18 protein-coding genes are annotated in these 23,663 nt (G+C 71.2%); 12 read left to right on the top strand and 6 right to left on the bottom strand.

From position 1 onward, the window contains the following. Positions 1–162 precede the first annotated feature (162 nt). The 3 genes from GGD89_RS04830 (at position 163) to glgX (ending at position 5,177) form a co-directional block, all read left to right on the top strand. Positions 163–510 (top strand): DUF2934 domain-containing protein, encoded by a 348-nt coding sequence (locus tag GGD89_RS04830; protein ID WP_221238329.1) that lies wholly within the window; start codon positions 163–165, stop codon positions 508–510. Positions 511–982: 472 nt separating this feature from the next. Beyond that, positions 983–3,229: a 1,4-alpha-glucan branching protein GlgB gene (gene glgB / locus GGD89_RS04835; RefSeq protein ID WP_184042980.1), complete on the top strand. Its 2,247-nt coding sequence runs from the start codon at positions 983–985 to the stop codon at positions 3,227–3,229. A gap of 7 nt (positions 3,230–3,236) precedes the next feature. Next, on the top strand, positions 3,237–5,177 hold the full coding sequence (gene glgX, locus GGD89_RS04840; RefSeq protein WP_184042981.1) for a glycogen debranching protein GlgX: 1,941 nt from the start codon (positions 3,237–3,239) through the stop codon (positions 5,175–5,177). A gap of 12 nt (positions 5,178–5,189) precedes the next feature. On the opposite strand, the gene GGD89_RS04845 is transcribed toward glgX, so the two are convergent. Next, complete coding sequence (locus tag GGD89_RS04845; protein ID WP_184042982.1) at positions 5,190–5,897, bottom strand: histidine utilization transcriptional repressor HutC; 708 nt, start codon at positions 5,895–5,897, stop codon at positions 5,190–5,192. A gap of 2 nt (positions 5,898–5,899) precedes the next feature. Next, entirely contained in the window at positions 5,900–7,264 is a 1,365-nt protein-coding gene (locus tag GGD89_RS04850) for a formimidoylglutamate deiminase (protein ID WP_184042983.1), read from the bottom strand. A 78-nt stretch (positions 7,265–7,342) separates the two neighbouring features. Between GGD89_RS04850 and hutI the strand changes: the two genes are divergently transcribed. From hutI to GGD89_RS04885, 7 genes are all read left to right on the top strand, one after another. Next, positions 7,343–8,551, top strand: coding sequence for an imidazolonepropionase (hutI, locus tag GGD89_RS04855; RefSeq protein ID WP_184042984.1), 1,209 nt, complete (start codon positions 7,343–7,345; stop codon positions 8,549–8,551). Then, on the top strand, positions 8,548–10,101 hold the full coding sequence (gene hutH / locus GGD89_RS04860; RefSeq protein WP_184042985.1) for a histidine ammonia-lyase: 1,554 nt from the start codon (positions 8,548–8,550) through the stop codon (positions 10,099–10,101). The genes hutI and hutH overlap by 4 nt, the downstream gene beginning before the upstream one ends. Then, positions 10,098–10,910, top strand: coding sequence for an N-formylglutamate deformylase (gene hutG, locus GGD89_RS04865; protein WP_184042986.1), 813 nt, complete (start codon positions 10,098–10,100; stop codon positions 10,908–10,910). Before hutH ends, hutG begins: the two co-directional genes overlap by 4 nt. Positions 10,911–10,965: 55 nt before the next feature. Next, entirely contained in the window at positions 10,966–12,645 is a 1,680-nt protein-coding gene (gene hutU / locus GGD89_RS04870) for a urocanate hydratase (RefSeq protein ID WP_184042987.1), read from the top strand. 25 nt (positions 12,646–12,670) lie between these two features. After that, positions 12,671–13,801 (top strand): TRAP transporter substrate-binding protein, encoded by a 1,131-nt coding sequence (locus GGD89_RS04875; protein WP_184042988.1) that lies wholly within the window; start codon positions 12,671–12,673, stop codon positions 13,799–13,801. Between the two features lie 113 nt (positions 13,802–13,914). Next, on the top strand, positions 13,915–15,162 hold the full coding sequence (locus tag GGD89_RS04880) for an ABC transporter substrate-binding protein (protein WP_184042989.1): 1,248 nt from the start codon (positions 13,915–13,917) through the stop codon (positions 15,160–15,162). Beyond that, positions 15,159–17,480: a penicillin acylase family protein gene (locus tag GGD89_RS04885; protein ID WP_184042990.1), complete on the top strand. Its 2,322-nt coding sequence runs from the start codon at positions 15,159–15,161 to the stop codon at positions 17,478–17,480. Before GGD89_RS04880 ends, GGD89_RS04885 begins: the two co-directional genes overlap by 4 nt. 105 nt (positions 17,481–17,585) lie before the next feature. On the opposite strand, the gene GGD89_RS04890 is transcribed toward GGD89_RS04885, so the two are convergent. Next, positions 17,586–18,209, bottom strand: a complete 624-nt coding sequence (locus GGD89_RS04890) for a peroxiredoxin (protein ID WP_184042991.1) — start codon at positions 18,207–18,209, stop codon at positions 17,586–17,588. 357 nt (positions 18,210–18,566) lie between these two features. Here GGD89_RS04890 and GGD89_RS04895 point away from each other — a divergent pair, with 357 nt between their 5' ends. Next, the gene (locus GGD89_RS04895) at positions 18,567–19,055 is read left to right on the top strand and encodes an Lrp/AsnC family transcriptional regulator (protein WP_184042992.1); all 489 of its coding nucleotides are present in this window, start codon (positions 18,567–18,569) and stop codon (positions 19,053–19,055) included. A 70-nt stretch (positions 19,056–19,125) separates the two neighbouring features. Then, a complete protein-coding gene (uvrB, locus tag GGD89_RS04900) occupies positions 19,126–21,327 on the top strand; it encodes an excinuclease ABC subunit UvrB (protein WP_184042993.1) in 2,202 nt (733 codons plus the stop codon). A gap of 52 nt (positions 21,328–21,379) precedes the next feature. On the opposite strand, the gene arfB is transcribed toward uvrB, so the two are convergent. The 3 genes from arfB to GGD89_RS04915 form a co-directional block, all read right to left on the bottom strand. After that, complete coding sequence (arfB, locus tag GGD89_RS04905; RefSeq protein WP_184042994.1) at positions 21,380–21,802, bottom strand: alternative ribosome rescue aminoacyl-tRNA hydrolase ArfB; 423 nt, start codon at positions 21,800–21,802, stop codon at positions 21,380–21,382. A 45-nt stretch (positions 21,803–21,847) separates the two neighbouring features. Beyond that, positions 21,848–22,453, bottom strand: coding sequence for a guanylate kinase (gmk, locus tag GGD89_RS04910; RefSeq protein ID WP_184043030.1), 606 nt, complete (start codon positions 22,451–22,453; stop codon positions 21,848–21,850). A 166-nt stretch (positions 22,454–22,619) separates the two neighbouring features. Beyond that, the gene (locus tag GGD89_RS04915) at positions 22,620–23,558 is read right to left on the bottom strand and encodes a YicC/YloC family endoribonuclease (RefSeq protein WP_343058539.1); all 939 of its coding nucleotides are present in this window, start codon (positions 23,556–23,558) and stop codon (positions 22,620–22,622) included. Positions 23,559–23,663 lie beyond the last annotated feature (105 nt).

The raw sequence follows: 23,663 nt of genomic DNA on the forward strand, positions 1-23,663 counted from the left end.
ACCAATCGTGCTTGCCCCCGGAGCTTGGGTTACCGCGACCCGGTATTCCTGGCCTGGCGCCGACCCAATCCGATGCGTGCATTCCGTGACCATTATGGTCCCGTCCCACCGAACTCATCCACAGTCGATCCCGTCCACAGCCGATCCCGGGGAAACCGAGACATGACCATGCAGAACGACCTGTTGGAGCGCATCCGGTCGCGCGCTTACGAACTCTGGCTGGAGGAAGGTCAACCCCTCGGCCGCGATGAAGACCACTGGGCCCGTGCCGAGGCCGAGGTTTTGGCCAACGAAGCCACGGCCGGGGCGGACAGCGCCGCGCCCAAGCCGAAAACGACCCGCCGTCGCACGACGAAGGCCGCCGACGCCACCGCCGAGGGGGACGACGCCGCCAAGCCCAAACGCACCCGGCGCACCACCAAGGCCAAGACCGAGGCGGATGCCGAAAGCGCCGACGCCACGGCAGCCAAGCCCAAGCGGACCGCGCGGCGCAAGAAGACCGAGGACTAATGCACTTCGATCCAGACAAAGCAAAGGCGACCTTAATGCCTTTGTATGGACCCGTGCACCAAGGTCAAAACATGGCGCAGAGACTTTTGTTGCCGAGGCACGGGCCACGCCCCGACCGGGGCCCGTCTTGACGGCAGGCGTGCGCGGATCCACCCTACGAGACACGGTGGACCCGCGCCTCGCGGACAACGGCGTCGACGCACAAGACCCAGGAACACGGCCGTACCCTGAACGCCCGTTGGTCGGGGGCTTGCCTCGACAGTGCGGGTGCGTCATGGTCCGGGGCCTTCGGTTCCGCAGATAACCGAGAGCAATCGCGACAGGGTCCATGAGTCGATCATGGCGATGGCCATGGCGTGGACCCCGCGATCTCCGCCCTCGGCCCCTTGTCACGCCCCGCGAGTCGGGTCCGTGTCGTCGCCGGCCCGGGACCCGACCCGCCGGCACTCCATGACCGGGAGACCGATTGCCGATGCTGACCCGTCCGACCGCCGACTCGATCGCCACGCAGGCCCATGACGTGCGCAACGCCCGGCATGGCGATCCGTTCGCTTTCCTCGGCCAACATACCGGAACCGCCGACGGCCACGCCCGGACGGGCCGCTGTGTCCGCGTGTTCCTGCCCTGGGCCGAGGCCGTGCGGGTGATCGACCCGGAGAGCGGCGCGGACCTGGCCGAGGCCGAGCGCGCCGACGACGCCGGCCTGTTCCTGGCCGACCTGCCCGACGCCACCCAGCCGGTCCCCTACAAGCTGCGCGTCACGCATGGCGAGACCACCGTGGACGTGTGGGATCCGTACGGCTTCCAGCCGGTGCTCGGGGAGCTGGACACCTATTTCATCGGCGAGGGCACCCATCTCAAGCTTTACGAGAAGATGGGGGCGCATGTCACGACCCTTGGGGGCGTTTCCGGCGTGGCCTTCACCGTCTGGGCCCCCAATGCGCGCCGCGTCAGCGTCGTGGGCGACTTCAACGGCTGGGACGGCCGCGTGCATCCCATGCGCAAGCATCTCAACTGCGGGGTGTGGGAAATCTTCCTGCCCGAGGCTCAGGCCGGCAGCCGCTACAAGTTCGAGATCGTCGGCGCCGACGGTGGCCTGCTGCCCCTGAAGTCCGATCCCTATGCCTTCTTCTGCGAGGTTCCGCCGGCCACCGCCTGCGTGGTCTACGACCTGGACGGCTTCGACTGGACCGACGCGGAGTGGATGGACACCCGCGCCCAGCGTGTCGAGCGCCGCGCGCCGATCAGCATCTACGAGGTCCACCTGGGGTCCTGGAAACGGGTGATCGACGCGGACAGCGGCGCCGAACGCCCGATGACATACCGGGAACTGGCCGACGACCTGCCCGCCTACGCGCGCGACATGGGCTTCACGCATATCGAGCTGCTGCCGGTCAACGAGCACCCCTTTGACGGTTCCTGGGGCTATCAGCCCATCGGCCTGTTCGCGCCCACCAGCCGCTTCGGCACGCCCGACGACTTCCGCTACTTCGTGGACCGCTGCCATGCCGCCGGGGTCGGCGTCATCATCGACTGGGTGGCCGGCCACTTCCCCGAGGACGCCCACGGCCTGGTGTGGTTCGACGGCACCCACCTCTACGAGCACGCCGACCCCCGCCAGGGCCGGCACATGGACTGGGGCACCCTGATCTACAACTACGGCCGCACCGAAGTGCGCAACTTCCTGCTGGCCAATGCCTTGTTCTGGCTGGACAAATTCCACATCGACGGGCTCCGCGTCGATGCCGTGGCGTCGATGCTGTACCTCGACTACAGCCGCGAGGGGGACGACTGGATCCCCAACCAGTTCGGCGGCCGCGAGAACCTGGAGGCCATCGACTTCCTGCGTCGCATGAACGAACTGGTGTACGGCCATTTCCCCGGCGCCGTCACCCTGGCCGAGGAAAGCACCGCCTGGCCGATGGTGTCGCGCCCGACGTACCTGGGCGGGCTGGGCTTCGGCTACAAGTGGAACATGGGCTGGATGAACGACACGCTGAAGTACATCAGCGAGGATCCGGTGCACCGGCGCTACCGCCACAACGACCTGACCTTCAGCCTGATCTACGCCTTCAACGAGAACTTCGTCCTGCCCCTGTCCCATGACGAGGTGGTGCACGGCAAGCGGTCCATCCTCGGCCGCATGCCGGGCGACTGCTGGCAGCAGTTCGCCAACATGCGGACCTACCTGGCCTACATGTGGACCCACCCCGGCAAGAAGCTGCTGTTCATGGGCTCGGAGTTCGCCCAGGGCCGGGAGTGGAACTACCGCACCAGCCTGGACTGGCACCTGCTGGAGACCGCCTGGCACCGCCAGACCCAGGGGCTGGTGCGCGACCTCAATCATCTGTATCGCGATGTGCCGGCCATGCATGTGCACGACTGCGAGGGCGAGGGCTTCGCCTGGATCGATTGCAACGACCACACCCACAGCGTGCTCGCCTTCGTGCGCCGGGAAAGCGCCGATCCGAACGCGCCGTTCCTGATCGTGGTCTGCAACTTCACGCCGGTGGTGCGCGAGACCTATCGCATCGGCGCCCCCCGCGCCGGCTGGTACACCGAAGTCCTGAACACCGACTCGGCTGACTATGGGGGCTCGGGCGTAACCAACGACCGGGTGGTGACCCTGCCGCAGGAATGCCATGGCCATTCGCAGAGCCTGTTGCTGACGTTGCCGCCGCTGGCCACCGTCATCCTCAAGCCTGATCCCGTGGAGTAGACGGACCATGGCGGGCCGAGGCGGATCCTTATCGCGGCGCCCGACGATCACATCGGGGCGCCCCGATCCCCTGGGGGCCAGCGTGGTCGGGGGCGGCACCAGCTTCGCCGTTCCCGCCCCCTACGCCACCGCCGTCGAGGTCTGCCTGTTCGACTCGGTGGACGGACCGGAGCGGGCGCGCGTCGCCCTGCCCGCCCGGGATCCGCGCGGCATCTGGCATGGCCAGATCGCCGGCGTGACCGAGGGGCAGCTCTACGGGCTGCGCGTCCACGGCCCCTATGATCCCGACCTCGGGCATCGCCACAACCCGAACAAGCTGCTGGTGGACCCCTGGGCGCGACAGGTCGTGGGGCGCGTCCATCCCCACGACGCCACCTTCGGCTACCCGCGCGGCGCCGGCCCGGCCGCCGCCGACGACGACAGGGCCTTCGACGACCGCGACAGCGCCCCCCACATGCCCAAGGCGGTGGTGCGCAAACCGTTCAAGCCCATGCCCCCGGGACCCAGGACACCGTGGGCCGACACCATCCTCTACGAGGCCCACGTCAAGGGCCTGACCATGCGCCATCCCGAGGTGCCGGAGGCCGATCGGGGCACGGTGCGCGGCCTGGCCCACCCGGCCATCGTCGGCCACCTGCGGGACCTGGGCATCACGGCGCTGGAACTGCTGCCGGTGTTCGCCTTCGCCGACGAGCGCCATTTGCCGCCCCTGGGCCTGACCAACTACTGGGGGTACAACCCCTATGCCTTCCGCGCCCTGGATCCCCGCTACGGCACGCCCGAGGATTTCCGGGCCATGGTGGCCGCCCTGCACGACGCGGGGATCGAGGTCCTTCTCGACGTGGTCTACAACCACACCGCCGAAAGCGACGAGCAAGGCCAGACCCTCGGCCTGCGCGGCCTGGGCAACCGCTGTTTTTATCGCACCCGCGAGGCGGGCCGCCTGTACTGGAACGACAGCGGCTGCGGCAACACCCTTCGGATCGAGCATCCCCTGTGCCTGCGCCTGGTCATGGACAGCCTGCGCTTCTGGGTGACGGAGATGGGGGTGGACGGGTTCCGCTTCGATCTGGCCGTGACGCCGGCGCGCCACAACGGCCGCTTCGACCCCACCGGGCCCTTCCTGTCGGCCGTCGCCCAGGATCCGGTGCTGGCCGACGTCAAGCTGATCGCCGAGCCCTGGGACCTGGGCACGGACGGCCATCGCACCGGCCAGTTCCCCGCCCCCTGGGCGGAATGGAACGACCACTTCCGCGACGCCACGCGGTCGTTCTTCGCCGGCACCGGGGATGCCGGCGCGCTGGCCTCGGCCCTGGCTGGCACAAGCCACCTGTTCGACCGCAACGGCCGGCCGCCGCAGGCGTCGATCAACTTCGTGACCGCCCACGACGGCTTCACGCTGCGCGACCTCGTCTCCTACGACGACAAGCACAACGAGGCCAACGCCGAGGGCAACCGCGACGGCACCACCAGCAACCTGTCCTGGAACGGCGGCGTCGAGGGCGAGACCACCGACCCGGCGGTGCTGGCCAATCGCGAGGCACGGCGCCGCGCCCTGCTGACGGCGCTCCTGACGGCGCTGGGCGTGCCCATGATCGTCGCCGGGGACGAGATCGGCCACACGCAGCGGGGCAACAACAATGCCTACTGCCAGGACACCCCGCTCACCTGGCTGGATTGGGAGCACGCGGACACGGACCTCCTGGCCTTCGTGCGCGACCTGATCGCCCGCCGCAAGGCAACCCCCGCGCTGCGCCGCGACCGCTTCCTGACCGGCGCGCTGGACCCCCGCACCGGCCGGCCCGATGTCATCTGGCTGGACGGGTCGGGACAGCCGCGCCGCGATTCGGCCGACTGGGCGCGCGACCGGGGTGTCCTGGGCATGGTGCTGGGCGAGGCGGCGGACCTGCCGCCTCTGTGGTTCCGGGCACCCGAGCGGGACGCGTAGGAGGAGGCCCGCTCACACCCGCCCGACCACGCGGAAGCCGGGCGGATGCAGCAACCGGACGGTGGTGATCGGCAGATCCCCCAGCCAGGTGGTCCGCTCGATTTCCAGAAGGGGCGCGCCCGGCGGACAGCCGAGCAAGGCCGCCTCGACCTCGGTCGCGGCGGCGGCCGACAACATTGTCTCGGCGGTCGACAGCGGCACCTCGCGCACCAGCCACTCGTTGGCGCTGATGGCGGCCAGATCGACCGACACCGCCTCGGGCACGGCGTCGAGATTGATCCAGCGATCCTCCACCTGGAACGGCCGGCCGTCGGCGCGGTGCAGGCTGCGCGCGTGCAGCGCCGCAGTCCCGGGGCGCAGGCCCAGACGGGCCCGAATCGCCTCGGGCGGCGGCTCGACGGCGCGGAACAGAAGGTCATGGCCATAGGCCCGACCGGTGTCCGTCACCTGCTGGCGCACCATGGGAATATCCAGCATGGCGCGGCGCACGGGATTCGCCGCGACCCGCGTCCCGGCACGGCGCTTGCGCTCCAGCACGCCGGCCTCGGCCAGTTCCCGCATGGCCCGGCTAATGGTCGCCCGGGCACAGCCGAACTCGGCCGCCAGGTCGATCTCGCCGGGAATCAGCGCCCCCGGCGGCCAGGTCTTGTCACGGATGCGGGCCAGGATCTCCCGCTGCACCGCCTGATAGGCGGCCCCCTGGGGGAGGCGCCGGGCCATGGTCACGCCGCGTCCCGCAGGCGCCGCAGCACGGCGCGGAACCGTTGGGCCACCACGTCGCGGGCCACGTGACGTCCGGCCACGACCCTGTGCCGGCCCGCCGACCAGACATCGGTCACCAGCCGGTCGTCACCGGCGAACACCCAGGCGTCGAGCAGCGCATCGCCCTCCAGATGCGCCAGCGCCAGGGCCTCGCCGTCCACCGCCAGCAGATCGGCCCAGCGTCCCGGGGCGATGGCCCCGGCGGGTCGGCCCAGCGCCCGCGCCGCCCCCTGGCAGGCGCCCTGGTAGAGCACCCGTCCCACCGAATGCTCGGCGGTGGCCAGCACCGCGCGGGCGTGGTCCCGCAGGCGCTGACCGTACTCCAGCACGCGCAGTTCCTCGGCCAGGGCGATCCGCACGTTGGAATCGGACCCCACGCCGAAGACACCCCCCTCGGCCAGGAAGCGGGCACCGTCGAAGATCCCGTCCCCCAGGTTGCCCTCGGTGATCGGGCACAGGCCGGCCACCGCCCCGCTTCGCGCCATGGCGGCGATCTCCGCCGGGGTCGTATGCGTGGCGTGCACCAGGCACCAGCGGCCATCGACCGGCGCATGGTCCAGCAGCCAGGCCACCGGCGGCGCGCCCAGGGTGGCGGTCACCGCCTCCACCTCGGCCACCTGCTCGGCGATGTGGATGTGCACCGGCGACTCGGGCCGCAGGGTGGCCACGGCTTCCAGCATCACCGGATCCACGGCCCGCAGGGAGTGGGGCGCCACCCCCAGCACCGAGTCACCGGGAAGACCGCGCATCCCCCGGCCCGCGTCCTCCAGAAGCGCGGCGAACCCGTCCAGGGTGCCCGCGAACCGCCGCTGCCCGCCCTCCAGCGGGCGCCCGTCCAGCCCGCCCCGCGCATAGAGCACCGGCAGGTGGGTGAGGCCGATGCCGGCGGTCGCCGCCGCGGCCATCACCCGGTGCGACATCTCCGCCGGCCGGTCGTGGGGCGCCCCGTCGGGCTGGTGATGCAGGTAGTGGAACTCGCCCACGGCAGCGTAGCCGGCCTCCAGCATCTCGACGAACACCTGGGCGGCGATGGCCTCCACGTCGTCGGGCGTCAGCCGCTCCAGAAAGCGATACAGCAGCGCCCGCCACGTCCAGAAACTGTCCTGACCCCGGGAGCCACGGCGCTCGGTCAGGCCGGCCATGGCGCGCTGGAAGGCGTGGGAGTGAAGGTTGCCAGGCGCCGGCAACAAGACCTGCACACGCAGCCCCGTGGGGGGCGCATCCGCCGTCACGCCGGCGATGCGGCCGGCGTCATTGATCTCCACCCGCACGTGGCACGCCCAACCATCGGCGAGCAGCGCCCGCCGCGCCCATAGGTCCGTCATGGGTCGCGATCTCCTGCTTGACAGATATGACTAGTCATAATGACAATCCGGGACACCGTCCTCAAGATCGGGAGTCTCATGTCCCAATCCGTGCTGATCCATGGCGCCCTGGCCACCATGACCCACGACCACGGCCCCGATGGCCTGGTCCCCGATGGCGCCCTGGCCATGGAGGGGGGCCGCATCGCCTGGGTCGGGCCGGCCGACGACCTGCCCCGCGCCTACGCCGCCTGGCCGCAGGAGGACGTGGAGGGCCGCCTGGTCACGCCCGGCCTGATCGACTGCCACACCCATCTGGTTCATGGGGGACATCGGGCGCGCGAATTCGAATTGCGCCTGAAGGGCGCCAGCTACGCGGATGTCGCCCAGGCCGGCGGCGGCATCGTCGCCACCATGACCGCCACCCGCGCCGCCGACGAGGCCGCGCTGGTCACCGGCGCCCTGCCGCGCCTGGACGCCCTGATCGCCGAGGGCGTCACCGCCGTCGAGGTGAAGTCCGGCTACGGCCTGACCGTCGCCGATGAAATCAAGATGCTGCGGGCCGCCCGGCGGCTGGAGAACGAGCGGCCGGTGCGCGTGTCCACCACCTGGCTGGCGGCGCACGCCGTGCCGCCGGAGTACCGGACCCGCGCCGACGCCTACCTGGACGATGTGGTCCACGCCGGCCTGGACCAGGCGTACGACGCCGGGCTGGTGGACGCGGTCGATGCCTTCTGCGAGACCATCGCGTTCTCGCCGACACAGGTCGCCCGGCTGTTCGATCATGCCCAGGACCTGATGGTGCCGATCAAGGTCCATGCCGAACAGCTATCCAACCAGGGCGGCGCGATGATGGCGGCGCGGCGCGGCGCGCTGTCCGCCGACCACCTGGAACACCTGGACACCGAGGGTATCGCCGCCATGGCCGCCGGCGGCACCGTGGCCGTGCTGCTGCCCGGTGCCTACTACACCTTGCGCGACAGCCAGCCGCCGCCGGTGGAGGCCCTGCGGGCGGCCGGCGTGCCCCTGGCGGTGGCCACGGACTGCAACCCGGGCTCGTCGCCGCTGACCTCGCCGCTGCTGGCCATGAACATGGCCTGTACCCTGTTCCGCCTGACGCCCCACGAGGCGCTCGCCGGCATGACCCGGTGCGCCGCCCGCGCCCTCGGCCTCCAGGACCGCATGGGCACGCTGGAGGCCGGCAAGCGCGCCGACCTGGCCGTCTGGTCGGTGGAGCACCCGGCGGAACTGGCCTATCGCCTGGGCTTCAACCCGCTGCACCGGCGCCTGTTCGGGGGGGTGGCATGACCCATTGGCTGACACCGGGTGGCGTGCGCCTGACGGATCTGGAGCGGATCCTGTCGGGCGGCGGCCCGGTGCGGCTGGACCCGGCCGCGCGCCCGGCCATCGCGGACACGGCGCGGCGGGTGGCCGAGGCGGCGGCCGGCGACGCCCCCGTCTACGGCGTCAACACCGGTTTCGGCAAGCTGGCCTCGCACCGCATTCCGGCGGCGGATACCGCCACCCTGCAACGCAACCTGATCCTGTCCCACTGCGCCGGCACCGGCGATCCCCTGCCCGCGCCCGTCGTCCGCCTGGTGCTGGCGCTGAAGCTGATGTCGCTGGGGCGCGGCGCCTCGGGCGTGCGGCCCGTGATCTGCGACCTGCTGGAGGGCATGCTGGCCGCCGACCTGCTGCCGGTGATCCCGGCCCAGGGATCGGTGGGCGCCTCGGGCGATCTGGCGCCGCTGGCGCACATGGCGGCGGTGATGCTGGGCGAGGGCGAGGCCACCCTGGCCGGCGGCCCGCCGCGGCCGGCCACAGACGCCCTAGCCGGCGCCGGGCTGACGCCCGTGACCCTGGGACCGAAGGAGGGCCTGGCGCTCATCAACGGCACCCAGGTGTCGACCGCGCTGGCGCTCGCCGGCCTGTTCGCCGCGTGGCGGGCGGCGCTGTCCTCGCTGGTCACCGGCGCGCTGTCGGCCGACGCGGCCATGGGCTCCACCGCCCCCTTCCATCCCGAGATCCACGCGCTGCGCGGCCACGCCGGGCAGATCGACGCGGCCCGCTTCCTGGCGGCGCTGATGGACGGCTCCGGCATCCGCGACAGCCACCGCGAGGGCGACGCCCGGGTCCAGGATCCCTATTGCCTGCGGTGCCAGCCCCAGGTGGCCGGGGCCGCGCTCGACCTGCTGCGTCAGGCCGGCCGCACCCTGCGCACCGAGGCCAACGCGGTGACCGACAACCCGCTGGTGCTGACGGACGGCGGCATCATCTCCGGCGGCAACTTCCATGCCGAGCCGGTGGCCTTCGCCGCCGATCAGATCGCGCTGGCCATCGCCGAACTGGGCTCCATCGCCCAGCGGCGCGTCGCCTTGCTGGTGGATCCCGCGCTCAGCCACGGCCTGCCGCCGTTCCTGACGCCGAACCCCGGACTCAACTCGGGCCTGATGATCGCCGAGGTCACCTCGGCGGCGCTGATGAGCGAGAACCGCCAGCGGGCGGCGCCGGCGTCGATCGACTCCACACCCACCTCGGCCAACCAGGAGGACCACGTGTCCATGGCCTGCCACGCGGCCTATCGCCTGCTGGCCATGGCCCGCAACCTGGAGGGCATCGTCGGCATCGAGGCCCTGGCCAGCGCCCAGGGTCTCGACCTGCGCGCGCCCCTGAAGACAAGCCCCCGGCTGCACCCGGTGCTGGCCGCGATCCGCCGGGCGGTGCCGCGCCTGGAGGCCGACCGGCCGCCGGCCCCGGACATCGCCGCCGCCACCCGCCTGGTGCGCGATGGCGCCCTGCTGGCGGCCGTCGCGAGCGGCGCCCCCGTTTCCCTGCCTGACCTGGAGGCACCACCATGATTCCCGTGGGTCCCGTTGGCGTCATCATGGGCGACGGCCCCGTCGTGCTGGGCATGCCCCACGTGGGCACGCACATCCCCGCCCCGATCTGGGAGCGCCTGACCGACGTCGGTCATGTCCGCGCCGACACCGACTGGCACGTGGACCGGCTGTACGACCGGCTGCTGCCCGAGGCGACCGTGGTGCGCGCCACCTTCCATCGCTTCGTCATCGACCCCAACCGCGCCCCCGAGGGCGGATCCCTGTACCCCGGCCGGGCCACCACGGACCTGGTGCCGGCCACCGACTTCGACGGCCGCCCCCTGTGGCGCCCGGGCGGCGCGCCGACCCCGCGCGACGTGGCCCGGCGGGTCGCGGCCTTCCACGCCCCCTATCACGCCGCCCTGACCCGGGAACTGGAGCGCGTGCGGGACCGTCACGGCGCGGCGATCCTGTTCGACTGCCACTCGATCCGCTCGGTCATACCGCGTCTGTTCGAAGGCCGCCTGCCGGACCTGAACGTGGGCGACGACGGCGGCGTCACCTGCGCCCCGGCGATCTCCGCCTGCGTGACCACCGCCCTGAAGGAGCGCGCGGGCCGCTTCACCTGGGTGCACAACGGCCACTTCCGGGGCGGCTGGAGCGTGCGCCACCACGGCCGCCCGGCCGAGGGTATCCACGCCATCCAGATGGAGATGGCCCAGGCCCTCTACCTGACCGCCGAGGCCCCGCCGTTCGACTACGACGAGTCCAGGGCCACCGTCATCCGCCCCCTGCTGGGCGAGATCCTGCGACGCCTGGAGCGCCTGGTTCTGGACGGAGGGCTGTAGACCCCGCCCCCGCCACGCGCGCCGCGCCACCGCCGCACCATAGAGGAAACAGTCGATGAGTCCGTCCGTCGCCGAAGCCCGCCGCAACAGCCGCGTCATCCGCGCCCCGCGCGGCCCGGAGCGATCGTGCCGGAGCTGGACGACCGAGGCGGCGTTGCGGATGCTGCACAACAACCTGGATCCCGACGTCGCCGAAAGCCCCCACGACCTGGTGGTCTACGGCGGCATCGGCCGGGCGGCGCGCACCTGGGACGACTTCGACCGCATCACCGCCACCCTGCGCACCCTCGACGACGACCAGACCCTGCTGGTGCAGTCGGGCAAGCCGGTGGGCGTGTTCCGCACCCACGCCGACGCGCCCCGGGTTCTCATCGCCAACTCCAACCTCGTGCCGCACTGGGCCACCTGGGAGCACTTCAACCGCCTCGACCGCCTGGGCCTGATGATGTACGGGCAGATGACGGCGGGCTCGTGGATCTACATCGGCAGTCAGGGAATCGTGCAGGGCACCTACGAAACCTTCGTCGAGGCCGGACGCCAGCACTACGACGGGTCCCTGACCGGCCGCTGGATCCTGACCGCCGGGCTGGGCGGCATGGGCGGCGCCCAACCGCTGGCCGCCGTGATGGCCGGCGCCTGCTGCCTGGCCGTGGAGTGCGACGCGGAGCGCATCGCCTTCCGCCGGCGCACCGGTTACGTGGACGAGTCCACCGACAGCCTGGACGTGGCGCTGGAGATGATCGACCGCTGGACCAGGGCGGGCGAGGCCCGGTCCGTCGGCCTGCTGGGCAACGCCGCCGACGTGTTCCCAGCACTGGTCGCGCGCGGCGTGCGCCCGGACCTGGTGACCGACCAGACCTCGGCCCACGATCCCATCAACGGCTACCTGCCCAAGGGCTGGACCCTGGGCGCCTGGCGCGACACGCGGGAGAGCGACCCGGCGGCGGTGGAACGGGCCGCCCGCGCCTCCATGAAGGACCACGTGGCGGCCATGGTGGCCTTCCACGAGGCCGGCGTGCCCACCCTGGACTACGGCAACAACATCCGCCAGATGGCGCTGGAGGAGGGCCTGGAGTCCGCCTTCGCCTTCCCCGGCTTCGTGCCCGCCTGCATCCGGCCGCTGTTCTGCCGGGGCATCGGACCGTTCCGCTGGGTGGCGCTGTCGGGCGACCCCGAGGACATCCGCCGCACCGACGACGCGGTCCGCGCGCTGATGCCCGACGACGCCCACCTGCACCGCTGGCTGGACATGGCCGAACGGCGCATCCACTTCCAGGGCCTGCCGTCGCGCATCTGCTGGGTGGGGCTGGGCGACCGCCACCGCCTGGGCCTGGCGTTCAACGAGATGGTCGCGCGCGGCGCGGTGAAGGGCCCGATCGTCATCGGCCGCGACCACCTGGACAGCGGCTCCGTCGCCAGCCCCAACCGCGAGACCGAGGGCATGGCCGACGACTCCGACGCCGTGTCCGACTGGCCCATGCTCAATGCCCTGCTCAACACCGCTTCCGGCGCCACCTGGGTGAGTCTGCACCATGGCGGCGGCGTGGGCATGGGATTCTCCCAGCACGCCGGCATGGTGATCGTCGCCGACGGCACCGAGGCCGCCGCCCGTCGCCTGGAGCGGGTGCTATGGAACGATCCGGCCACCGGCGTGATGCGTCACGCCGACGCCGGCTATGACCTCGCGATCGACTGCGCGCGCGAGAAGGGGCTGATGCTGCCCGGTATCCTGTGACCTTCCGTCGTCTAGGAGGACCCTTATGACCGATCACGACACCACGCCATCGCCGACGCTCTCCCGCCGCGCCGCCCTGACGGGCCTGGGCGTGGCCGGCGCCGTCGCCGGCACCGCGACCCTGGCGGCCCCGGCCATCGCCCAGGGTGTCCAGGACTGGAAGATGGTCACGGCCTGGCCCAAGAACCTGCCCGGACCGGGCGTGGCGGCGCAGATGCTGGCCGACCGCATCACCGCCCTGTCGGGCGGGCGCATCCGGGTCAAGCTGTATGCCGCCGGGGAGTTGGTCCCGGGGCGCGGCGTGTTCGACGCGGTCAGCGAGGGCACGGCCGAGCTGTATCACGCGGTGCCGTCCTACTGGGGCTCCAAGTCCAAGGGCATCCTGTTGTTCGGCTCGCAGCCCTTCGGCCTACGCGCGGACGAACAGGTCGGCTGGCTGGCCCATGGCGGGGGTCAGGCGCTGTATGACGAGATGTACGCCCGTTTCGGCCTGAAGCCGTTCCTGTGCGGTAACTCCGGCCCCCAAATGGCCGGCTGGTTCCGCAAGGAAATCAACACCGTGGACGACCTCAAGGGCCTGCGCTTCCGCACCACCGGGCTGGCCTCGGAAATGTGCTCCCGGCTGGGAATGGCGGTCCAGGCCATGGGCGGCCGCGACATGTTCCAGGCGTTGCAGTCGGGCGCGCTGGACGCCGGCGAGTTCATCGGCCCCTGGACCGACAGCGCGCTCGGCTACTACCAGGTGGCCAAGCACTACTACTGGCCGGGCGTGGGCGAACCGTCCTCGGCCGAGGAATGCGGCGTCAACCTGGCGGCCTATGAGGCCCTGCCCGACGACCTGAAACAGGCCGTGGCCTATGCCTGCGAGAGCCTGTACAACCCGGTTTGGACCGAATACACCACCAAGCACGCTCAGGCCCTGAAGCAGCTTGTCGAAGACCAGGGTGTCATGCTCAAGAAGATGCCCGATGACGTCTTGGTCGCCATGGGCAACGCCGCCGGCGAGGTCATCGCCGACCTGCGCGAGGACTCGGACGATTTGGTCAAGCGCATCGTCGAGAGCTTCCTGTCCTATCGGGTGAGCATCGCCGACTACATGATGTACGCCGACAATGGGCAGATGAACGCCCGCGCGCTCGACTACACCTACGGCTGAGGCGGCGCCGCTCCGGCCCTGGCCTTTGTCGGGGCCGGAGCGCCTTTTTTCGATCACCGGATCGGCCTATCTTATCGGGTGTGTTGCCCGTCGCCCGTCCGGGAGCCCCTCGCATGCCCCCTGCCCTCACCCGCCGCCGTCTGTTGGGCACAGCCGGCGCGCTTGGGCTCGCCACCGCCCTGCCCGCGCCATCCCCGCATGCCGCCGCCTCTCCGGACCCCGCCGACTGGCCGGCGGTGCTGGACCAGGCCCGGGGCCAGACGGTTCATTGGGCCGCCTGGGCCGGCGATGACAAGATCAACCGCCATATCGTCTGGATCGGCGACCGGGTCGGGGACCGGTTCGGCATCACGCTCCGCCACGTCAAGGTCGCCGACATCGCCAAGGTCATCACCCGCCTGCTGGCCGAGCGCGCGGCCGGGCGCCGCGACGACGGCGGCCGCGTGGACCTGCTGTGGATCAATGGCGAGAACTTCCTGACCGCCAAGGACGCCGGCCTGCTGTTCGGCCCCTTCGCCACCGCCCTGCCGAACTGGCGCTTCGTGGACCCCGTGGCGACGCCGACGGTGGCGACGGATTTCACCGTGCCCACCGAGGGCTATGAAAGCCCCTGGGGCCTCAGCCAGTTCACCCTGGCCTACGACAGCGCCCGCCTGCCGGACCCGCCCACCACCCTGCGCGCCCTGGGCGACCGGATCCGCGCCAATCCGGGCCGCTTTACCTATCCCGCGCCGCCAGACTTCCTGGGCTCGTCGTTCCTGAAGCAGGCCCTGTACGACCTGACACCCGACCCGGCGGTGCTGGTCCGCCCCGTGGCCCAGGCCGGGTTCGAGGCCGCCACCGCGCCGTTGTGGGCATGGCTGGCCGACATCCACCCCCACCTGTGGCGACATGGCCGCGACTTCCCGGCCAGCGGTCCGGATCTGCGCCGCCTGCTGGCCGACGGCGAGGTGGACGTCTACCTGAGCTTCCACCCCTCCGATGCCTCCTCGGCCATTGCCCAGGGGCTGGTGCCGCCCAGCGTGCGCACGGTCATGTTCGAGGGCGGCACCCTGGGCAACAGCCACTTCGTGGCCATCCCGGCCACCGCCCCCAGCAGGGCCGGGGCGCTGGTGGTCGCGGACTTCCTGCTGTCCCCGGACGCGCAGATCAAGAAGCTGCGCCCCGACGTCTGGGGGGACGACACCGTGCTGTCGCTGGCCCGCCTGTCCGCCGAGGACCGGGCGCGCCTTGCCGCCGTGCCGCTGGGGCCGGCCACCCTGCCGGTGGACGCCCGCCCGCCGGCGCTGCCGGAACCGCATCCGTCCTGGACCACCGCCCTCGAAACCGCGTGGCTGCGCCGCCACGGGAGCGGCGAATGAGCCCGCGCCGGACGCGCGCCCGCCGGCTGGCCCGCGCCGCCCGCTGGCCGCTGATCGCCGCCTCGGTGCTCGGTGCCAGTGCCTGCGCGGTGTTCACCCCCCTGCCCGAGCCGATCGGGCTGGAGGATCGCCTGTCCGCCCTGCCCACGCGGGGCCTGCCGCTGGAGCGGCCGGTCACGATCTCCTGGGATGCCCACCAGATCCCCTTCGTGGAGGCCGAGACCGACGACGACGCGGCCTTCGTCCTGGGCCTCGTGCATGCACATCTCCGCCTGGGACAACTGGAGACCGCGCGCCGCCTCAGCCAGGGACGGGTGGCGGAGATGGCCGGGCCGATCCCGGTGGTGCTGGACCTGGACCACGCCCTGCGCACCTTCGGCTTCGGACGCACCGCGCCGGCCGTGCTGGCGGCCATGCCCGATCGCTCCCGGCGCTGGCTGGAGCGCTTCACCGACGGCATCAACCACTATCTGACCGCCGTGAAGACGCTGCCCCATGACTTCGCGGTGCTGGGCCTGGAGCGCACTCCCTGGACGCCCGAGGAGGTGCTGACCATCGGCCGGCTGGCCGGCGCGGACGTGACCTGGCTCGCCTGGGTGCGCCTGCTGGGCCTGCGCGACCGGCCCGACTTCCCCGACGTCCTGCGCCGCGCCCTGCACGATGGCGCGCTGGCGCCGTCCAGCGCCGAGGTGGCGGCCGACGACGCGACCGCCAACCCGGGCCTGGAGCGCGCCCTGGGCATGCTGGCGGCGCTGCTGGAGTCGCGGGCGCGGGGCTCCAACAGCCTCGCCCTGGCCGGCACGCGAACCGCGAGCGGCGCGCCGATGATCGCCAGCGACCCGCACCTGGGCGTGTCGCAGCCGAACCTGTGGCTGATCGCCGGCGTCAAGAGCCCCGGCCTGCATGTGGTCGGGCTGATGCCCGTGGGCCTGCCCCTGTTCGCCCTGGGCCGCACGCCGGACATCGCCTGGGGCGGTACCAACATGCGCGCCGCCTCCAGCGACCTGGTGGACGTGAGCGGCCTGCCCGACTCGGTCTTCATCCGCGAGACTCATGACCTGGGCGTGCGGTTCTGGTTCGACACCACACGGGAGTCCCGCCTGAGCCCCCACGGCCCGGTGCTGTCGGACGCCCCCCTGCTGCCCTTCCAGGACGGGGAGCACGTAGCCCTGCGCTGGGTCGGCCACACCCCCACGGACGAGATCACCGCCCTGCTGGACGCCGCCCGGGCGCGCACGTTCCGGGAGTTTCGCGCCGCGCTGGAGCCCTTCGGCGTCTCCGCCCAGTCGCTGGTCTACGCCGACCGCCACGGCACCATCGGGCTGGCGGCGGCGGCCCGGCTGCCGCGCCGCGACCCCGACGCGGCCGACCGCCTGATCCACGACCCGGCCACGGTGGAGCGCTGGTGGGCCGACATGGCCACCGCCGCCGACCTGCCGGTGATCGAGAACCCGCCGCAGGGCTTCGTCGCCTCGGCCAACAACCCGCCGGGGCCGAGCCTCATCCCGCTGGGCTGGTTCTTCTCCGCCCCCGACCGCGTCGATCGCCTGTCCTCGCTGGTGCGCGCGGCGTCCGAGCCCTGGACCGTGGACGCCCTGGCCCGCATGCAGACCGACACCTACAGCCCCTCGGCCGTGGCCCTGCGCGATCATCTGGCGGCCCGCCTGGGCGCGCGGCTGGCCGGCGACGTCACCTGGGATACGGTGGCCGCCTGGGACGGCCGCTACGACGCGGACAGCCGGGGGGCGCTGGCCTACCAGGCGCTCTATGTGCCCCTGGCGACGGCGCTGTGGCGCGATCGGGGCTGGCCGGACCACGAGTGGCAGGGGGGCGGCGGTGCCTGGCGGGTGCTGGCGGTTCTCCAGGACCTGGACGACGGCTCCCTGGAGCACGCGGTCCGCGCCGCCCTCTCCCAGGCCGCCGAACCGTTGGCGACGCACCGGACCTGGGGCGACATCCACCAGATGGCGGTGACCATGCCGCTGGCCAACATCCCCCTGGTGGGCGGGCGCTACCGCTTCGACCGCTATCCGGTCGGCGGCGGCCAGGAGACGCTCATGAAGACGGCGCATGCGGAAACCCTGGCACCGCACACCGTCCGCTATGGCGCCCAGGCGCGGCACATCAGCGATCTTTCGGACCCCGACGAAAACCACTTCGTGCTGCTCGGCGGCCAGGACGGCTGGATCAACAGCACCACCCACCTCGACCAGATCGGCCCCTGGCGCGCGGGCACCCTGGTTCGCGTGCCGCTGACACCCGAGGCCGTGGCCGCGAACGCGGCGGTGGTGCAGCGGCTGACGCCGGCCGAACGGTAGGCCGCGGGCTCTTGCCGACCACCAGCCGCCCCACGAAAAACGGGCCTACGAAAACGGGGCGCCCGATGGGCGCCCCGCTCTCGTCTTCAGACCACACGGGCCGGATTACATGTCGTCGGCGTGCGCCGCCAGGAACTTGGCCACGCCCTCGGGCGTCGCCGTCATGCCCTCGGCTCCTTTCTTCCAGCCGGCGGGGCAGACCTCGCCATGCTCGTCATGGAACTGCAAGGCATCGACCATGCGCAGGCTTTCGTCCACATTGCGGCCGAGCGGCAGGTCATTGATCACGTAGTGGCGAATGTTGCCCGCCTTGTCGATCAGGAACGAGCCGCGCAGCGCCACGCTGTTGCCCAGCAGAACGCCGAAGCTGCGCGCGATGTCCTTGGTCAGGTCGGCGACCATCGGGAACTTGACCTGCCCCAGACCACCGTTCTCCGGCGTCGTCTTCTTCCAGGCCAGATGGGTGAAGTGGCTGTCCACGGAGACACCCACCACCTTGACGCCACGGGACTCGAACTCGCTCATGCGGTGGTCGTGCGCCAGGATCTCGGAGGGGCACACGAACGTGAAGTCCAGCGGCCAGAAGAACACCAGGGCATACGAGCCGTCGATGTAGGACTTGAGGTTGAAGGCATCATCGATGGTGTTGTCCCCCATCACGGCCGGCGCGGTGAAATCGGGGGCCGGCGCGCCGATGAGGTGGCCAACGGTCTCGACGGTATCAGTCATTGCTTCTCTCTCCTTTTCCCTGGTAAACGGCCTCGAACACGGAGCGCGGCGCGCGACGCGGCGATGTTGGCGCGTTCGGTCCGATCCGTCCAGTCAGACCAACACCCCGCCCTCACGACGGTCGGCAGCCAAGCCTGCGCCCGCCCCGTCGTCCGTCCCCGCCGTAGCTTAGAACTGTTCTAATATTTTCGATCGAGACCCGAATTGCAAGCCCCAAGATCCCGCCCCCCGCGATGGTTTCGAAAACGACATACGGCTGGACGACACCCGTCTCCGATTTTCCATTGCGCCTGACCCGAGCCACTTGTAATTTCGTTTCGCAATAGCAGGCCCCTTCCGACCGGATGCCGCCGCCCCATGCAACGCGTCAAACTGGATCGTGTCGATCGGTCCATCCTGACCGATCTTCAGTCCGATGGACGCATGACCAACGTCGAGTTGGCCCGCCGCGCCGGCATTTCCGCGCCCCCATGCCTGCGACGCGTGCGCGCCCTGGAAGAGTCCGGCTACATCAAGGGCTATCACGCCGACGTCGACCCGGTGGCCCTGGGCTATCACGTCACCGTGTTCGCCCACGTGGGCCTCAACAGCCAGGCGGAGGCCGACCTGAAGGCGTTCGAGGCCCTGGTTCGCCTGTGGCCGGAGGTTCGCGAGTGTCACATGCTGGCGGGTGAGACGGACTTTCTGCTTAAGATCGTAGCGCACAACTGGGATCACTACCAAAAGTTTTTGACGACCCGACTGACGGCCGCCCCCAACGTGGAGCACGTCAAATCCGCCCTGGCCATCCGCAGCGGCAAGGTCGAGCCCGGAGTCCCCGTGGACGGACCGGACGACGCCCCCTGAAGCCCCCGCGTGCGCGCGGGACGGGGCGGTTCCCCTTGGCGCTCGGGGCGACTCTGCCTATCCTCCAGGCATGAGCACCGCCCCTCTTCTTCTGCCCCTCTACGATCGCCAGCCCGCCGGGCCGCGCGCGTCGTTTCGTCTGGCCTCGGACTACACCCCGGCCGGCGACCAGCCACAGGCCATCACCGAGCTGACCCAGAGTCTGGAGGCCGGTGACCGCGACCAGGTGCTGCTGGGGGTGACCGGCTCGGGCAAGACCTTCACCATGGCCACGGTGATCGCCAACGCGGGGCGGCCGGCGCTGATCCTGGCGCCCAACAAGACGCTGGCCGCGCAGTTGTATGGGGAGATGACGCAGTTCTTCCCGGACAACGCCGTGGAGTACTTCGTTTCCTACTACGACTACTACCAGCCGGAAGCCTACGTTCCGCGCACGGACACCTACATCGAGAAGGACTCCAGCATCAACGAGCAGATCGACCGCATGCGCCATGCGGCGACCCGCGCCCTGCTGGAACGCCGCGATGTGATCATCGTCGCCTCGGTATCCTGCATCTACGGCATCGGCGCCGTTGAATCCTATTCCCGCATGGTGGTCACCGTCACCACGGGCGAGACCGTCGATCGCGACGTCCTGTTGCGCGGGTTGGTGGAGCTGCAGTACAGCCGCAACGACATCGCCTTCACGCGGGGCACCTTCCGGGCGCGCGGCGACGTGGTGGAGATCTTCCCCGCCCACCACGAGGACCGCGCCTGGCGTGTCTCGCTGTTCGGCGACCAGGTGGAGGCGATCACCGAGTTCGATCCGCTGACCGGCGATCGCACCGATACCCTGGACACCGTCACCGTCTATCCGGCCAGTCACCACGTCACGCCCCGCCCGGCCCTGTCCCAGGCCGTGCGCACCATCAAGGCGGAACTGAAGGAAAAGTTGGCGGCCCTGCACGAGTCGGGGAAGCTTCTGGAGGCCCAGCGGCTGGAGCAGCGCACCACCTTCGACCTGGAGATGATCGAGACCACCGGTCACTGCAAGAGCATCGAGAACTACTCCCGCCACCTGACCGGCCGCCCGCCCGGCGCGCCACCGCCCACCCTGTTCGAATACCTGCCCGAGGATGCCGTGCTGTTCGTGGACGAAAGCCACGTCACCGTGCCCCAGATCGGCGGCATGGCCCGGGGCGACTTCCAGCGCAAGAACACGCTGGCCGAGTACGGCTTCCGCCTGCCCTCCTGCGTCGACAACCGGCCGCTCAAGTTCGAGGAGTGGGAGGCCATGCGCCCGCAGTCGGTGTTCGTCTCCGCCACCCCGGGTCCGTGGGAGCTGGAGCGCACCGGCGGCGTGTTCGTCGAGCAGGTCATCCGGCCCACCGGCCTGATCGACCCGGTGTGCCTCATCCGCCCGGTGGAGCACCAGGTGGACGACCTGCTGTCCGAGGCCCGCGTGTGCGCCGCCAAGGGCCAGCGGGTGCTGGTGACCACGCTCACCAAGCGCATGGCCGAGGACCTGACCGAGTACCTGTCGGAACAGGGCATCCGGGTGCGCTACATGCACTCCGACGTGGATACCCTGGAGCGCATCGAGATCATCCGCGACCTGCGCATCGGCGCCTTCGACGTGCTGGTGGGGATCAACCTGCTGCGCGAGGGCCTGGACATCCCCGAATGCGCCCTGGTGGCCATCCTGGACGCCGACAAGGAAGGCTTCCTGCGCTCCAGGACCTCGCTGGTGCAGACCATCGGCCGCGCGGCGCGCAACGTCGAGGGCCGGGTGCTGCTGTACGCCGATACCCTGACCGACAGCCTGCGCTACGCCATCGACGAGACCAACCGCCGCCGCGAGAAGCAGCAGGCCTACAACACCGAGCACGGCATCACGCCGGCCAGCGTGCGGGCGCGCATCGCCGATGTGCTGCAAACCGTGGCCGAACACGATTATGTCACCGTGGACGCGGGGGCCGCCGGCGACGTGGACCACCGCGTGGGCCAGGACCTGCGCACGCACATCGCGGACCTGGACCAGCGCATGCGCGCCGCCGCCGCCGACCTGGAGTTCGAGGAAGCCGCCCGCCTGCGCGACGAGATCAAGCGGCTGGAGGCCCTGGACCTGGGCTTGCCCGCCGAGGGCGCCGCGGCGACCGGCGATGGACCGGCCGTCAATCCGCTGCTGGCCTCGGTGCGCCGCGCCGAGGCCGACACGCGCCGGCCGAACCGGGGCAGCGGACCGAAGGGCCGGAAGAAGACGGGACGGACCTCGTCCAGGACGGGGCGATAGGACGGGGCGATAGGACGGGGCGATAGGACGGGGCGGCCGGGTCGCCCACCCCCTACCCGTCGTCGCCGGACCGGCCGCGCATGGCCTTGACCCGGCCGCGCCGGACCTTCGTCTCCACGCGGCGCACCCGTGACGCCTTGGTGGGGCGCGTGGCGGTGCGCGGACGCGGGCGCTCCAGCGCGGCGCGCACCAACGCGCCCAGACGCTCGCGGGCGTCGGCGCGGTTGCGCTCCTGCTGGCGGAAACGATCGGCGACCAGCACCAGAACGCCGTCCCGGGTCAGGCGGCGCCCGGCCAGCCGTTCCAGGCGCCCCTTCACCTCGTCCGTCAGAACCCGGGAGCCGCGCGCGTCGAAGCGCAACTGGACGGCCGTTTCCACCTTGTTGACGTTCTGTCCGCCGGGACCGGAGGCGCGGGCGAAGCGTTCCTCAATCTCGTCATCCGGGATCGACAGCCATGGCGTGACGACCAGCATGGGCGTGTTCCTCGTCCTGGATCGCGGCCCCGATCGCGGCGCCGGTCACGGCGCGCCGCGCATGGCGTTGACGAACCCGGCCAGACCAAGCTGGCGCTGCCGCCGCAGCCGCTCGGCCGTCAGGATGGCGCGCACGTCGGCGATGGCCTGGTTCACCACGCGGTTGACGACAATGTAGTCGTACTCCGGCCAGTGGCTCATCTCGTCGGCGGCGCGGGCCATGCGATGGCGCACCACCTCGTCCGAATCCTGGGCGCGCGTATGCAAACGCCGCTCCAGTTCGGCCATCGACGGCGGCAGGATGAACACGCGCACCAGGTCGCTCCCCGCCGTCTCGGCCAGTTGCTGGGTGCCCTGCCAGTCGATGTCGAACAGCACGTCGCGGCCGGCCGCGAGTTCGGCCTCGACCGGTCCGCGCGGCGTTCCATAGTAGTTGTCGAACACCCGGGCGTGTTCCAGCAGGCCGTCGGACGCGACCAGCGCGCGATACTGATGCTCGTCGATGAACCGGTAATCGCGGCCGTCCACCTCGCCCGGGCGAGGCGGCCGGGTGGTGACGGACACCGACAGCGAGAGGGCGTCATCCCCCGCCAGCAGGGCGCGGGTGACGGTGGACTTGCCGGCCCCGGACGGCGAGGACAGCACCAGCATCAGGCCCCGGCGGTGGATGGCGTGATGGTCCGGGCCCTGATCGCGGGCGCCCTGCGGTTCGTCAGTCACGGTACGCGTCCCGTTGGCGGCGGAAGGAGGGGGGAGCGGAGGGCCGACGGGCACGGCCAGCGATGGGCGCGCCGGCCGGCCTCGCGGATCGCCACGATCACTCGATGTTCTGCACGTGCTCGCGAAGCTGGTCGATGGCCGCCTTCAGGGCCAGGCCCAGGGCGGTCAGGTCGGAGTCGGTGGACTTGGAACACAGGGTGTTGGCCTCGCGGTTGAACTCCTGACACAGGAAGTCCAGCCGCCGGCCCACGACGCCCTCCGTGGCCAGCAGGTCACGCGCCGCCCCGATATGGGCGCTCAGCCGGTCCAGTTCCTCGCGCACGTCCGCCTTGACGGCGAGGATGGCCGCTTCCTGGTGCAACCGTTCCTCCGAGGGCATCGGCGTGACATCCAGAAGTGCCGCCACCTGCTGGCGCAGGCGCTCGCGCAGCGCCTCGGGCTGGGTGGCCGCCAGGGCGCCTGCCCGCGCCCGCAGCGTGTCGATCTGATCCAGGATCCCGGTCAACACGTCGGCGAGACGCGCGCCCTCCGCGCGCCGCGCCGCGCTCAGCCCGTCCATGGCCTGCTCCAGCCCGGCCAGCAGGGCCTCGTCGCGCCGCGCCCGGGCCGCCTCGGCCTCGGGACCGGTGGCGACCTCGGTGTTGGCCAGGTCCAGCACACCCCGCAACCCCATCAGGCCGTCGATGCGCGCGGGCGCCAGATCCGGATGCCGCCGGGCCAGGTCGGTGGCCAGGGTCGCCAGGGACTCCAGCAGCACCTGATTGACCACGCAGGCGGTGCCGTCGCGCGCGGCCTCCACCTGCAGGGTCAGGCTGACGTTGCCCCGGACCACGTGACGCGCCACGGCCGCCCGCGCCGGGCCGTCCAGGGATTCGAATCCCTGGGGCAGGCGCATGCGCACATCCAGGCCCCGGCCATTGACGCTGCGGACCTCCCAGATCCAGGACGCGCCCGGCGACTCGCCGGACGCCCCCTCTTGGGACACCTCCAGGCGCCCCTGCGCCCGGGCGAAGCCGGTCATGCTGACGACGGTCACGAATCGGTCTCCCACTGCCCCATGATGATGAAGGCCAGCGGTCCCTCGACGGACCCGCCGGCCTTTCCCTGGCGCGGTTATAGCCAGCGGCGGCCCGCCGGGGCA

The organism is Roseospira visakhapatnamensis, from assembly GCF_014197915.1.
Classification (GTDB): Bacteria; Pseudomonadota; Alphaproteobacteria; order Rhodospirillales; family Rhodospirillaceae; genus Rhodospira; species Rhodospira visakhapatnamensis.